At 49.4% G+C, this 14996-nt stretch carries 10 protein-coding genes and 2 rRNA genes; all 12 read left to right on the forward strand.

The window, feature by feature from the left end; translation table 11 throughout:
* Position 1 precedes the first annotated feature (1 nt).
* The 12 genes from hpt (at position 2) to BBI11_RS00390 (ending at position 14867) form a co-directional block, all read left to right on the forward strand.
* Entirely contained in the window at positions 2–553 is a 552-nt protein-coding gene (gene hpt / locus BBI11_RS00335; RefSeq protein WP_068459598.1) for a hypoxanthine phosphoribosyltransferase, read from the forward strand.
* A 121-nt stretch (positions 554–674) separates the two neighbouring features.
* Complete coding sequence (gene ftsH, locus BBI11_RS00340) at positions 675–2687, forward strand: ATP-dependent zinc metalloprotease FtsH (RefSeq protein WP_068459600.1); 2013 nt, start codon at positions 675–677, stop codon at positions 2685–2687.
* Between the two features lie 105 nt (positions 2688–2792).
* Entirely contained in the window at positions 2793–3560 is a 768-nt protein-coding gene (locus tag BBI11_RS00345) for a type III pantothenate kinase (protein WP_068459602.1), read from the forward strand.
* 16 nt (positions 3561–3576) lie between these two features.
* Positions 3577–4458, forward strand: a complete 882-nt coding sequence (gene hslO / locus BBI11_RS00350; protein WP_068459604.1) for an Hsp33 family molecular chaperone HslO — start codon at positions 3577–3579, stop codon at positions 4456–4458.
* Positions 4439–5371: a peptidyl-prolyl cis-trans isomerase gene (locus BBI11_RS00355; protein ID WP_068459606.1), complete on the forward strand. Its 933-nt coding sequence runs from the start codon at positions 4439–4441 to the stop codon at positions 5369–5371. Before hslO ends, BBI11_RS00355 begins: the two co-directional genes overlap by 20 nt.
* 97 nt (positions 5372–5468) lie before the next feature.
* Positions 5469–6410, forward strand: a complete 942-nt coding sequence (gene cysK / locus BBI11_RS00360) for a cysteine synthase A (RefSeq protein ID WP_068459608.1) — start codon at positions 5469–5471, stop codon at positions 6408–6410.
* A 149-nt stretch (positions 6411–6559) separates the two neighbouring features.
* Positions 6560–7354 carry a dihydropteroate synthase gene (gene folP / locus BBI11_RS00365; protein ID WP_237150300.1) on the forward strand — a complete coding sequence of 265 codons (795 nt, stop codon included), beginning with the start codon at positions 6560–6562 and terminating at the stop codon, positions 7352–7354.
* 2 nt (positions 7355–7356) lie between these two features.
* Complete coding sequence (gene folB / locus BBI11_RS00370; RefSeq protein WP_068459612.1) at positions 7357–7719, forward strand: dihydroneopterin aldolase; 363 nt, start codon at positions 7357–7359, stop codon at positions 7717–7719.
* Entirely contained in the window at positions 7716–8210 is a 495-nt protein-coding gene (gene folK / locus BBI11_RS00375; protein WP_068459614.1) for a 2-amino-4-hydroxy-6-hydroxymethyldihydropteridine diphosphokinase, read from the forward strand. Before folB ends, folK begins: the two co-directional genes overlap by 4 nt.
* 148 nt (positions 8211–8358) lie before the next feature.
* The gene (gene lysS / locus BBI11_RS00380; RefSeq protein WP_068459616.1) at positions 8359–9843 is read left to right on the forward strand and encodes a lysine--tRNA ligase; all 1485 of its coding nucleotides are present in this window, start codon (positions 8359–8361) and stop codon (positions 9841–9843) included.
* Positions 9844–10193: 350 nt separating this feature from the next.
* Positions 10194–11744, forward strand: a 16S ribosomal RNA gene (locus tag BBI11_RS00385).
* Between the two features lie 190 nt (positions 11745–11934).
* Positions 11935–14867 (forward strand): 23S ribosomal RNA (locus BBI11_RS00390).
* The 16S and 23S rRNA genes sit together here, the layout of an rRNA operon.
* Positions 14868–14996 lie beyond the last annotated feature (129 nt).

Below are 14996 nucleotides of genomic sequence, written 5' to 3' on the forward strand. Positions count from 1 at the left end.
CATGCTACAAAAAGACATTAAAGAAGTATTGATCAGTGAAGAACAACTTCAGGAAAAAGCACGTGAACTCGGCGACACATTAACGCGTGATTATGAAGGGAAATACCCGCTCGCCATCGGTGTACTAAAAGGCGCCATGCCATTCATGGGCGATCTTATGAAGCGCTTTGATGGCTACGTGGAAATGGATTTCATGGACGTTTCGAGCTACGGCAACGCAACGGTTTCTTCAGGGGAAGTCAAAATCGTCAAAGATTTGAACGCCAGTGTTGAAGGCCGTGATTTGCTAATCATCGAAGACATCATCGATAGTGGGCTGACATTGAGTTATTTGGTGGACTTGTTTAAATACCGCAAAGCGAATTCCATTAAAATCGTTACACTGCTCGACAAGCCGACTGGCCGCAAAGTGGATTTAAAAGCGGATTACATCGGATTTGAAGTGCCGGATGCTTTCGTTGTCGGGTATGGTCTCGACTACGCAGAAAAATACCGCAACCTTCCATATATTGGGATACTTAAGCCGGCTATCTACAGCAACGAAGAGGAATAGTCAAAGAACGTTCAAAGAGCCGACGATTTCAAGCATGCCGTAAAGGCTTTTCATTGTATGCATTTTTGTCCCTGTGTTAGTATTTAGGTTAGTTTTGGGAAACTTTGTGAGGAGGCGCGGGATGAATCGAATATTCCGATACACCATATTTTATCTACTGATATTCCTAGTGATCATCGGTATTCTAGGGACTTTCAATAATAGCAACCAACCGACGCAAAATATTAGCTACAACGAATTTCTAGAAGCATTGAACGCAGGCGAGATTGAGAATGTAAAAATCCAACCTGACGCACAAGTGTATGAAGTGACCGGCGAGATGGCCGATTACGAAGAAGGCGAATCGTTTGTTACTAACGTGCCGATCGAAAATGAGGCATTGACGCAACAAATTGATGAAGTCGCAACAGCGCAAGATGTAGAAGTTGAATTCTTGAAAGCACCGCAAACAAGCGGCTGGGTTTCATTCTTCACAGGCATCATTCCATTCATCATCATCTTCATCTTGTTCTTCTTCTTGTTGAACCAATCACAAGGCGGCGGTGGCGGCCGAGTGATGAACTTCGGGAAAAGCAAGGCGAAATTGTACGATGACCAGAAACAAAAAGTCCGCTTCGACGATGTAGCTGGTGCGGATGAAGAAAAGCAAGAGCTTGTTGAAGTAGTGGACTTTTTGAAAGATCCGAAACGCTTTGGTGAGATCGGTGCCCGCATTCCGAAGGGGATCTTGCTTGTCGGGCCTCCAGGTACAGGTAAAACTTTGCTTGCCCGCGCAGTAGCTGGCGAAGCAGGCGTGCCGTTCTTCTCAATCAGTGGTTCAGACTTCGTCGAAATGTTCGTCGGCGTCGGGGCTTCACGTGTTCGTGATTTGTTCGAGAACGCGAAGAAAAATGCACCATGTATCATCTTCATCGATGAAATCGATGCAGTCGGCCGCCAACGTGGCGCCGGCCTTGGCGGCGGGCATGATGAGCGTGAACAAACGCTCAACCAATTGCTCGTTGAAATGGATGGCTTTGGTGCGAACGAAGGCATTATCATCATTGCTGCTACCAACCGTCCGGATATCTTGGACCCGGCACTTCTACGTCCTGGCCGTTTTGACCGCCAGATCACAGTTGGCCGCCCGGATGTTAAAGGACGCGAAGAAGTGTTGAAAGTGCATGCGCGCAACAAGCCGCTTGATGACACGGTCGACATGAAGGCGATCGCTCAGCGGACGCCTGGATTCTCAGGTGCAGACCTCGAAAACTTATTGAACGAAGCAGCACTTGTAGCCGCTCGCCGCAATAAGAAAAAAATCGATATGGCCGATATCGACGAAGCGACCGACCGCGTTATTGCCGGTCCAGCTAAGAAGAATCGCGTCATTTCCAAAAAAGAACGCAATATCGTTGCTTATCACGAGTCTGGCCATACCGTTATCGGTTTGATTCTAGATGATGCGGATATCGTCCATAAAGTAACGATCGTGCCGCGTGGCCAAGCTGGCGGATATGCCGTTATGTTGCCACGTGAAGACCGTTACTTTATGACTAAACCGGAACTGCTCGATAAGATTGCCGGCTTGCTCGGTGGACGCGTCGCTGAGGATATCGTCTTTGGCGAAGTATCCACGGGCGCACACAATGACTTCCAGCGCGCGACAGCGATCGCCCGCAGCATGGTCACAGAGTACGGCATGAGCGACAAGATCGGCCCAATCCAATTCGGCCAGTCTCAAGGCGGCAACGTCTTCCTTGGACGCGACTTCAATTCGGATCAAAACTATTCCGATGCGATCGCATTTGAGATCGACCAAGAAATCCAACGCATCATCAAAGAGCAATATGTCCGGACAAAAGAGATCCTCACGGAAAAACGCGAGCTTCTCGAGCTACTTGCCAACACATTGCTTGAAGTGGAAACACTCGATGCTGCTCAAATCCAGCATTTGAAAGAACACGGTACGTTGCCGGAACGTTCGTATGAAGCCTTGAACGGCAACTACGAAAAAGACGAAGAAAGCGAAACGGAAACAGACGAGGTAAACCCGGACGTAACGGGCGCACCGAATGATCCGTCATCAGGAGATTTGCCGGAAGAAGGCTCATCAACTGATTCGCAAGGACCGATCCGAGAAGACCGTAAATAAACAAAAGCCGGTGCCAGCCCTGAAAAGGGCTTGGCATCGGCTTTTTGCTTTTGCGGAATTATGGTATGATGTGTTGGAAATTCAGCAGATAAATGGGGAGAATTTATGATCTTAGTAATGGATACCGGCAATACCAATATCGTCCTTGGCGTATACGATAACGATACACTCCTGCACCATTGGCGGATGGAAACCGACCGCCACAAAACCGAAGATGAATACGCCATGCAGATCAAAGCATTTTTAAATCATGTTGGGCTCGGCTTTGAGTCAATCGACGGGGTCATCATGTCCTCTGTCGTCCCCCCAATCATGTTTGCGCTCGAGCGCATGGCACAAAAATATTTCCATACCAAAGCGCTAGTCGTCGGGCCTGGCGTCAAGACCGGTCTCAATATTAAATACGAAAACCCGCGTGAAGTGGGTGCAGATCGAATCGTTAATGCCGTCGCCGCGATACAAGAATACGGAGGTCCTTTGATTATTGTCGATTTCGGCACCGCCAACACGTTCTGTTACATTGACGAAAACAACCACTATCAAGGTGGCGCCATCGCACCTGGTATTCAAAGTTCGACTGAAGCGCTCTACACGCGCGCCTCGAAATTGCCGCGCATTGAAATTGCGCGCCCCGATTCGGTTGTTGGCAAAAATACCATCTCAGCGATGCAGGCAGGAATTGTTTACGGATATGTCGGCCAAGCGGAAGGCATCATCACCCGCATGAAACAACAAAGTAAGCGGCACCCGACCGTCATTGCAACAGGCGGCCTTGCCCCATTGATTGCCGAAGAGTCAGATATGATTGACCATGTTGACCCGTTTTTGACATTAAAAGGCTTACACTTTATTTACAAACGTAACCAAGCGTAAGGAGAGGAAGAATCATATGCCAGATTATTTAGTTCGCGGACTCGGTTTTAACGGAAATGTCCGTGCATTTGCAGTCAACACGACACAAACGGTCGGAGAGGCGCAGCGCCGCCACCAGACATGGCCTGCTGCAACAGCAGCTCTCGGCCGCTTGATGACAGGCGGCGTCATGTTCGGCGCCATGTTAAAAGGCGAAGACCGCGTCACCCTGAAAATCGAAGCTGGTGGTCCAGTCGGCCATCTATTAGTCGACAGTGACGCCAAAGGCAATGTGCGCGGCTATGTCGCCCATCCGCAAAGCCATGTTGATAGCAAAGGCGGAAAACTCGATGTTAAAGGTGTTGTCGGCACAAATGGCATGCTGTCTGTCGTCAAAGACCAAGGCATGCGCGATTATTTCACGGGACAAACACCGATTGTATCCGGCGAAATCGCAGAAGACTTGACTTATTATTTCGTCGTCTCCGAACAAGTGCCTTCTTCTGTTGGCCTTGGTGTGCTGGTCGATACCGACAATTCCGTGCTCGCAGCAGGCGGCTTTATCATTCAATTGATGCCTGACATCGACGACGAAACTATCACATTGATCGAACAACGATTGGCGAACATCGAACCGGTTTCCTCCATGATTCAGCGAGGGCTCACGCCTGAAGAGATCTTGGAAGAAGTACTAGGAAAAGACAATGTTCAAATTCTCGAAGAAATGCCCGTGCAGTTTCAATGTACGTGTTCTAAAGAAAAATTCGCAGAAGGCATCATGGGGCTTGGAAAAGAAGAAATCCGCCAAATAATCGAAACAGACGGCGAGGCGGAAACCGAATGTCATTTCTGTCACGAAAAGTACCATTACAACAAAGCAGAATTGGAAGCGTTGCTCAATGAACTCGAATCGAACTAACGCGACACCGCACAAGCAAAAACGTCACTTGAAAACCAAACCGGTGTTGCTGGTGATTGGTATTTTATTGCTGGCGAATGTGTTGTGGTTTATCGCTTGGCTTATCCCCAACGGCAGCAGTGCCACAAATGAAGAAGTCGCAGCGGTGGATGGAGAAGAAATCACGCGTGCTGAATGGTTGGCGGCCATGGAACAACAGCATGGCCGCGCCGCTCTGTTGGAATTGGTCAATGAAAAAGTCATGGCCGCTGCGGCAGATGATTACGGGATCGAAGTATCGGATAAAGAAATCGATCTGGAACTGGCGATGATGCGAACTGCGCAGGACGGGACTGAAGAGTTGTTGTATGCGAGTGACAGCGAACGTCAGCGCGACAAAGTAAAAGCGCAATTGATCTTGGAGAAGGTCTTGACGAAAGATGTCCTCATCGAAGATCAGGCCATCGAAGATTTCTACGAAGACAACCGTGCAATCTACGATGTCAAAGATTCATACCGCACGAGCATGATTGTTTTGAATTCCAAGGCGGAAGCGGAAGAAGCGATCAAAGAGCTCGACAATGGCTCGAGTTTCGAGGCACTTGCACGCGAGCGCTCGATCGATAATGCCACTGGCAACCTAGGCGGTGATATCGGCTTTGTGTCTCCAGGTCAAGCTTCGATCGATCCACAAATCGCGAAAACGGTGGAAAGCATCGAACCGGGCTCTTGGTCCGCTCCGCTCGTACTTGAAGATGGCCGGACTGCGGTTATTACGGTGAAAGAAAAAATCGAAGGCCGCACATTCGGCTTTGATGAAGTGAAAGAGCACATCAGCCGCGAGCTGGCACTTGAGCAATTGCCTCAATCCGTTTCGCCCGAAGCCTTTTGGCAAGAATTCGACGCTGAATGGTTTTATGGCGAAGGGGAATGATTTGGCGATGCGCTCAGGAAATTGACAGTTCTCGGTGCAATTGATACGATGAAGCAAATAATGTCGACAAAAATAGTGGGGATTAGGAGTGGTAAACATGGCACGAGTAGGAAATTCAATTACCGAATTGATTGGGCAAACACCGATTGTTAAATTAAACCGGCTAACAGGACCTGAAGATGCAGAAGTTTACGTCAAATTGGAATACTTCAACCCAGGATCTAGCGTCAAAGACCGTATCGCACTGGCGATGATTGAAGCAGCTGAAAAATCCGGCGACTTAAAAGAAGGCGATACCTTAATCGAACCAACAAGCGGCAACACAGGAATCGGATTGGCCATGATCGCAGCAGCAAAAGGATATCGCAGCGTCCTTGTCATGCCTGAGACGATGAGCATGGAACGCCGCAACTTATTGCGTGCATATGGTGCAGAATTGGTCTTAACGCCAGGTCCAGATGGTATGAATGGTCCCAAAGGTGCCATCAAAACGGCCGAAAAATTGGCTGCCGAAAACGATTGGTTCATGCCACAACAGTTCAACAATCAGGCAAATCCAGAAGTACACCGGTTAACGACGGGTCCTGAAATTGTGGAAGCGATGGATCAATTGGACGGCTTCATTGCAGGCATCGGCACAGGCGGTACCATCACTGGGGCTGGCCAGGTATTGAAAGAGCATTTCCCAAACGTTCATATCGTAGCGGTTGAACCGACCGATTCACCGGTCTTGTCTGGCGGAAAACCCGGTCCTCATAAAATCCAAGGCATCGGCGCAGGTTTTGTTCCGGCGGTATTGAACACCGAAATCTACGACGAGATCATGCAAGTAAGCAATGATCAATCTTATGAATTTGCCCGTAGAACGGCCCGTGAAGAAGGTATTCTCGGAGGTGTTTCATCAGGTGCAGCTATCTACGCCGCGCTTGAACTCGCGAAAAGACTTGGCAAAGGCAAAAAAGTCTTGGCGATCTTGCCATCCAACGGTGAACGCTATCTGAGCACACCACTTTATCAATTTGATGAAAATAACGGATAAGCGGAAGAGCCCTTGAAAAAAGGGCTCTTTTTTGTGCAGAAAAAGCAGATTCACGATAAGATGAAGTCAGTTTATAGAAAAGCATTTCCTGGGAAATACATGTATTTCTTCAATCCTTATATGGACGGTGAATCAGAATGAGCCTAGAGATGAACACGGAAACGGTAGTAATGGGCATTTTGAATGTAACGCCGGATTCATTTTCCGACGGCGGACAGTTCGATAATGTAGAAAAAGCAGTGGCGCGAGCCAAGCAAATGCTCGCGGATGGGGCAGCAATCATTGATGTGGGAGGCGAATCGACACGTCCTGGCCACACGCAGATCTCGGACGAAGAAGAGATCGCCCGCGTTGTCCCGGTGATTCGTGCGCTCCGACAACGAACAGACGCGGTTATTTCCATCGATACATATAAATCTGCAGTGGCGCATGCTGCAGTTGAGGCAGGAGCCACTATCATCAATGATATTTGGGGGGCTAAATACGATTCCGAAATCGCCCGAGTAGCGGCGAGCAAGCAAGTGCCGATTGTTTTGATGCACAACCGGACTGAAGCGGTTTACGATGACTTCTGGCAAGGTGTTAAAGAAGACCTCGAGGCAAGCATTCACATTGCGCGAGATGCGGGAGTGCCTGACGAACATATCTGGCTCGACCCTGGCATTGGGTTCGCTAAGACACTAGCGCAAAACGTCGAGATGATGCAGCGGCTCGATCAACTTGTGGCGATGGGCTACCCGGTACTTCTTGGCACATCCCGAAAATCGTTTATCGGCAAGTTGCTGGGTGTAACGGTCGATGAGCGTTTAGAAGGCTCGCTCGCTACAGTATCGTTCGGCGTCATGAAAGGCTGCCAAATCGTACGAGTGCACGACGTGAAAGAAACGGTGCAAACGGTCCGCATGATAGATGTCTTAACCGGAAAGAAAAGGATGGAGGGATGAACATGGATTATATTCATTTGAACGAGATGGAGTTTTATGGCTATCACGGCGTGTTTCCGGAAGAACGGAAACTTGGACAGCGTTTCCGGGCAACAGTGACACTTGCCATCGATTTAACACGCGCTGGAGAAACCGATGAGCTAGAACATACGGTCCATTACGGCGAAGCGTACGAAACATGTCGCGAAGTCATTGAAGGAACACCCAAAAAATTGGTCGAGGCAGTGGCCGAAACAGTAGCTGCTAAATTGCGACACCGATTCCCGCTGGTTCAAGGAGTGCGGGTCCAGCTAATCAAACCCGACCCGCCGATTCCTGGCCATTACCAATCAGTAGCAATCGATATCACGCGGGGGAACTTCTGATGAACGAGGCTTATCTATCTTTAGGTTCGAATCTTGGAGACCGGAAACGGCAGCTTCAAGAAGCGGTCCGTTTGCTGCGAGCGAATCCAGCAATCTCTAATGTGAAAATATCATCCATTTACGAAACAGCACCTGTGGGCTACCTGGATCAGGGGGCATTCCTGAATCTAGCGGTCCGCCTTGAAACTGATCTTTCACCTTTAGACCTCTTGGCTGTATGCCAAGAGGTTGAGCGCAACTTGCAGCGGGAGCGGCTCGTTCGCTGGGGTCCGCGCACTGTAGACCTCGATATATTGTTGTATGGTCAAGAGCAACTCGCTACAGATGAGCTGACCATTCCGCACCCGAGGATGTATGAACGTGCGTTCGTGCTCGTTCCTTTGCGTGATCTGCTGCCTTCCTTAGTGATGCCAGCAGAGCTAGAAACGCAGGAAGTAGAGTTATGGGAAACATATAGTGACATCGAAGCTTTTCTGAATGATGCAAGTTGATTAACTGAATTCAGAAAAAGCCTACGAAGTAAAATCGAAAGCTAGCGTAAAACAATGGCAGTTTTTCTTATGTAACGGTACGAAAAATTGTGTACAATGGATAAATACACGAAAGCACGTGGTTTTAACAGAAAAAGGAGTGTAGGATATGTCAGAAGAATTGAATGACCAATTAGTGGTGCGCCGCCAGAAAATGCAAAACTTCCGCGAACATGGACTTGATCCATTTGGAAAACGTTTCGAACGCACGCATCTCTCACAAGAAATCGTTGAGCAATATGACCAATTCTCAAAAGAAGAGTTAGAAGAAAAATCCGTTGAAGTCATTATTGCCGGCCGCATCATGACAAAGCGTGGAAAAGGCAAAGCGGGATTTGCGCATCTGCAAGACTTGAAAGGACAGATCCAAATTTACGTCCGGAAAGATGCAATTGGAGAAGATTCTTATGAATTCTTCAACACAGCAGATCTAGGCGACATTATCGGCGTCCGAGGCACCGTTTTCAAAACAAACGTCGGGGAACTTTCCGTCAAGGCACAAGAAGTAGAATACCTAACAAAAGCTCTTCGCCCATTGCCAGAGAAATTTCACGGGTTAAAAGATGTGGAACAACGCTATCGTCAGCGCTATTTGGACTTGATTGTTAGTGAAAACAGCAAAGAGACGTTCATCCTGCGCAGTCGCATCATTCAAGCAATGCGCCGCTACCTGGATGACCAAGGCTTCTTAGAAGTCGAAACACCGATGCTCCACTCAATTGCTGGCGGAGCCACTGCCCGTCCGTTCATTACTCACCACAATGCGCTAGACATGCAATTGTATATTCGTATTGCTATCGAACTTCATTTGAAACGCCTCATTGTAGGTGGATTAGAAAAAGTTTATGAAATTGGGCGCGTCTTCCGTAACGAAGGAATCTCCACCCGCCACAATCCAGAGTTCACGATGCTCGAACTTTATGAAGCATACGCAGATTATAATGATATTATGTCTTTGACAGAGAATTTGATTGCTCACACTGCACAAGAAGTTCTTGGCACAACTACTGTGCGTTATGGAGAAGAAGATATCAATCTGGCACCGGGCTGGAAACGTCTGCATATGGCAGATGCAGTTAAAGAATACACGGGAGTGGATTTCTGGCAGCGTATGTCGAAGGAAGAAGCACAAGCGCTCGCTGTGGAACACAACATTGAAATTAAGCCAACTATGGAAGTAGGGCATATTCTCAATGAATTCTTTGAACAGAAAGTTGAAGAGCAATTGGTTCAGCCTACATTTATTTATGGGCATCCAGTTGAAATTTCTCCACTTGCCAAGAAAAATCCAGAAGATGAGCGTTTTACAGATCGTTTTGAACTTTTCATTGTCCGCAGAGAACACGCAAATGCCTTTACGGAATTAAACGATCCTATAGATCAGCGCGAACGTTTCGAAGCGCAACTCATTGAAAAAGAAGAAGGAAACGATGAAGCTCATGAAATGGATGACGACTTCATAGAAGCTTTGGAATATGGACTTCCGCCAACAGGAGGATTGGGTATCGGGATTGATCGCTTAGTCATGCTGTTAACTAACTCAGCATCGATCCGCGATGTACTATTATTCCCTCAGATGCGCCCAAAAGAATAGTAAGTATGCAGAACCCAGACAAGTCATTTGATTTGTTTGGGTTTTTTTAAAAAACTATTGCGCTTATTTTAATAAGGTGGTAAGATATTTCTTGTCGCGTTTTTAAGTGAAAAGCGTCACAGCAATAAAGAAAAAAACCTTGACTCTTGCGAGAGAGTTTGGTAATATTGAAAAGTCGCTGTCACATTGAGCGCATTAACAATTGAACCTTGAAAACTGAACAGCAAAACGTCAATAATACAGTCGCGAGCGATCGTGACACAACTTACTGATCAGCTTCGGCAGATCAAGCGAATCGCGCGTCTTTCGAGACGGCGATACGCCAGCAGTATTGAGCAATCAACTACTCTATAATGGAGAGTTTGATCCTGGCTCAGGACGAACGCTGGCGGCGTGCCTAATACATGCAAGTCGAGCGGAACCATTGGAGCTTGCTCCTTTGGTTTAGCGGCGGACGGGTGAGTAACACGTGGGCAACCTGCCCTGCAGATCGGGATAACTCCGGGAAACCGGTGCTAATACCGAATAGTTTGCGGCCTCTCATGAGGCTGTACGGAAAGACGGTTTCGGCTGTCACTGCAGGATGGGCCCGCGGCGCATTAGCTAGTTGGTGGGGTAATGGCCTACCAAGGCGACGATGCGTAGCCGACCTGAGAGGGTGATCGGCCACACTGGGACTGAGACACGGCCCAGACTCCTACGGGAGGCAGCAGTAGGGAATCTTCCGCAATGGACGAAAGTCTGACGGAGCAACGCCGCGTGAGTGAAGAAGGTTTTCGGATCGTAAAACTCTGTTGTGAGGGAAGAACAAGTACCAACTAACTATTGGTACCTTGACGGTACCTCACCAGAAAGCCACGGCTAACTACGTGCCAGCAGCCGCGGTAATACGTAGGTGGCAAGCGTTGTCCGGAATTATTGGGCGTAAAGCGCGCGCAGGCGGTCCTTTAAGTCTGATGTGAAAGCCCACGGCTCAACCGTGGAGGGTCATTGGAAACTGGGGGACTTGAGTGCAGAAGAGGAAAGTGGAATTCCACGTGTAGCGGTGAAATGCGTAGAGATGTGGAGGAACACCAGTGGCGAAGGCGACTTTCTGGTCTGTAACTGACGCTGAGGCGCGAAAGCGTGGGGAGCAAACAGGATTAGATACCCTGGTAGTCCACGCCGTAAACGATGAGTGCTAAGTGTTAGGGGGTTTCCGCCCCTTAGTGCTGCAGCTAACGCATTAAGCACTCCGCCTGGGGAGTACGGCCGCAAGGCTGAAACTCAAAGGAATTGACGGGGGCCCGCACAAGCGGTGGAGCATGTGGTTTAATTCGAAGCAACGCGAAGAACCTTACCAGGTCTTGACATCCCGCTGACCGCCTAGGAGACTAGGCTTTCCCTTCGGGGACAGCGGTGACAGGTGGTGCATGGTTGTCGTCAGCTCGTGTCGTGAGATGTTGGGTTAAGTCCCGCAACGAGCGCAACCCTTGATCTTAGTTGCCAGCATTCAGTTGGGCACTCTAAGGTGACTGCCGGTGACAAACCGGAGGAAGGTGGGGATGACGTCAAATCATCATGCCCCTTATGACCTGGGCTACACACGTGCTACAATGGACGGTACAAAGGGCTGCAAACCCGCGAGGGGGAGCCAATCCCAGAAAACCGTTCTCAGTTCGGATTGTAGGCTGCAACTCGCCTGCATGAAGCCGGAATCGCTAGTAATCGCGGATCAGCATGCCGCGGTGAATACGTTCCCGGGCCTTGTACACACCGCCCGTCACACCACGAGAGTTTGTAACACCCGAAGTCGGTGGGGTAACCCTTACGGGAGCCAGCCGCCGAAGGTGGGACAGATGATTGGGGTGAAGTCGTAACAAGGTAGCCGTATCGGAAGGTGCGGCTGGATCACCTCCTTTCTAAGGATAATATCGGAACCGATTTTTCGGAATCGGGTTGACGTTTTGCGTTCAGTTTTGAAGGTTCACTCCTTACGGAGCACTTTCAAACTTGTTCTTTGAAAACTGGATAGATCGACATTGATTAAGAAACAAGCATCATAGTAGCGTGATCGCAATTGCGATCAACTTATTTTTTTTGACCATCAGTGGTTAAGTTAATAAGGGCGCACGGTGGATGCCTTGGCACTAGGAGCCGAAGAAGGACGGCACTAACACCGATATGCCTCGGGGAGCTGTAAGTGAGCTGTGATCCGGGGATTTCCGAATGGGGAAACCCACTGTTCGTAATGGAGCAGTATCCATGTGTGAATTCATAGCACATGAGAAGGCAGACTCAGGGAACTGAAACATCTAAGTACCTGAAGGAAGAGAAAGCAAATGCGATTCCCCAAGTAGCGGCGAGCGAAACGGGATCAGCCCAAACCAGAAGGCTTGCCTTCTGGGGTTGTAGGACACTCTATACGGAGTTACAAAGGAACGGATTAAGCGAAGCGACCTGGAACAGTCCGCGAGACAGGGTAACAGCCCCGTAGCTGAAAGTTCGTTCTCTCCAGAGTGGATCCTGAGTACGGCGGAACACGAGAAATTCCGTCGGAATCCGGGAGGACCATCTCCCAAGGCTAAATACTCCCTAGTGACCGATAGTGAACCAGTACCGTGAGGGAAAGGTGAAAAGCACCCCGGAAGGGGAGTGAAATAGATCCTGAAACCGTGTGCCTACAAGTAGTTAGAGCCCGTTAATGGGTGATAGCGTGCCTTTTGTAGAATGAACCGGCGAGTTACGATTACATGCAAGGTTAAGGCCTATAAGCCGGAGCCGCAGCGAAAGCGAGTCTGAATAGGGCGAATGAGTATGTAGTTGTAGACCCGAAACCAGGTGATCTACCCATGTCCAGGGTGAAGGTAAGGTAACACTTACTGGAGGCCCGAACCCACGCACGTTGAAAAGTGCGGGGATGAGGTGTGGGTAGCGGAGAAATTCCAATCGAACCTGGAGATAGCTGGTTCTCTCCGAAATAGCTTTAGGGCTAGCCTCAAGAAGAGAATCCTGGAGGTAGAGCACTGTTTGGACTAGGGGCCCATCCCGGGTTACCGAATTCAGACAAACTCCGAATGCCAGTGATTTATACTTGGGAGTCAGACTGCGAGTGATAAGATCCGTAGTCAAGAGGGAAACAGCCCAGACCACCAGCTAAGGTCCCCAAATATCCGTTAAGTGGAAAAGGATGTGGCGTTGCTTAGACAACCAGGATGTTGGCTTAGAAGCAGCCATCATTTAAAGAGTGCGTAATAGCTCACTGGTCGAGTGACACTGCGCCGAAAATGTACCGGGGCTAAACGGATTACCGAAGCTGTGGATGGACATCGTAGATGTCCGTGGTAGGAGAGCGTTCTAAGGGCGTTGAAGTCAGACCGGAAGGACTGGTGGAGCGCTTAGAAGTGAGAATGCCGGTATGAGTAACGAAAGACGGGTGAGAATCCCGTCCACCGAATGCCTAAGGTTTCCTGAGGAAGGCTCGTCCGCTCAGGGTTAGTCGGGACCTAAGTCGAGGCCGATAGGCGTAGACGATGGACAACAGGTTGATATTCCTGTACCACCTCCCCGCCGTTTGAGTAATGGGGGGACGCAGAAGGATAGGGTGAGCGTGCCGTTGGTTGTGCACGTCCAAGTTGTGAGATGAGAAACGAGGCAAATCCCGTTTCTATATACATCAAGCAGTGATGGCAAGAGGTTTACCTCAGAGTCCCTGATTTCACACTGCCAAGAAAAGCCTCTAGCGAGGCGGGAGGTGCCCGTACCGCAAACCGACACAGGTAGGCGAGAAGAGAATTCTAAGGTGAGCGAGTGAACTCTCGTTAAGGAACTCGGCAAAATGACCCCGTAACTTCGGGAGAAGGGGTGCTCTGGTAGGGTGTTAAAGCCCGAGAGAGCCGCAGTGAATAGGCCCAGGCGACTGTTTAGCAAAAACACAGGTCTCTGCAAAACCGTAAGGTGACGTATAGGGGCTGACGCCTGCCCGGTGCTGGAAGGTTAAGGGGAGTGCTTAGCGCAAGCGAAGGTGCGAACCGAAGCCCCAGTAAACGGCGGCCGTAACTATAACGGTCCTAAGGTAGCGAAATTCCTTGTCGGGTAAGTTCCGACCCGCACGAAAGGCGTAACGATCTGGGCACTGTCTCAACGAGAGACTCGGTGAAATTATAGTACCTGTGAAGATGCAGGTTACCCGCGACAGGACGGAAAGACCCCGTGGAGCTTTACTGTAGCCTGATATTGAATTTTGGTGCAACTTGTACAGGATAGGTAGGAGCCAGAGAACCCGGAGCGCCAGCTTCGGGGGAGGCGTCGGTGGGATACTACCCTGGTTGTATTGAACTTCTAACCCACAAGCCTTAGCGGCTTGGGAGACAGTGTCAGGCGGGCAGTTTGACTGGGGCGGTCGCCTCCTAAAGAGTAACGGAGGCGCTCAAAGGTTCCCTCAGAATGGTTGGAAATCATTCGCAGAGTGTAAAGGCACAAGGGAGCTTGACTGCGAGACGGACAGGTCGAGCAGGGTCGAAAGACGGACTTAGTGATCCGGTGGTTCCGCATGGAAGGGCCATCGCTCAACGGATAAAAGCTACCCCGGGGATAACAGGCTTATCTCCCCCAAGAGTCCACATCGACGGGGAGGTTTGGCACCTCGATGTCGGCTCATCGCATCCTGGGGCTGTAGTCGGTCCCAAGGGTTGGGCTGTTCGCCCATTAAAGCGGTACGCGAGCTGGGTTCAGAACGTCGTGAGACAGTTCGGTCCCTATCCGTCGCGGGCGCAGGAAATTTGAGAGGAGCTGTCCTTAGTACGAGAGGACCGGGATGGACACACCGCTGGTGTACCAGTTGTTCTGCCAAGAGCATCGCTGGGTAGCTATGTGTGGCCGGGATAAGTGCTGAAAGCATCTAAGCACGAAGCCCCCCTCAAGATGAGATTTCCCATTGCGCAAGCAAGTAAGATCCCTCAGAGACGATGAGGTAGATAGGTTCGGGGTGGAAGCGTGGCGACACGTGCAGCTGACGAATACTAATCGATCGAGGACTTAACCAATAACTGAAATGCGTTTCCATAATTCAATGTCGATTTATCCAGTTTTGAAAGAACAAGAATTTTTGCCTAAAGGCAAAAAAAGACTTGTAAAACTCGCCAGAGTTGGTATAATAAAACTTGTCTTTCAAA

The organism is Planococcus maritimus, from assembly GCF_001687625.2.
Classification (GTDB): domain Bacteria; phylum Bacillota; class Bacilli; order Bacillales_A; family Planococcaceae; genus Planococcus; species Planococcus maritimus.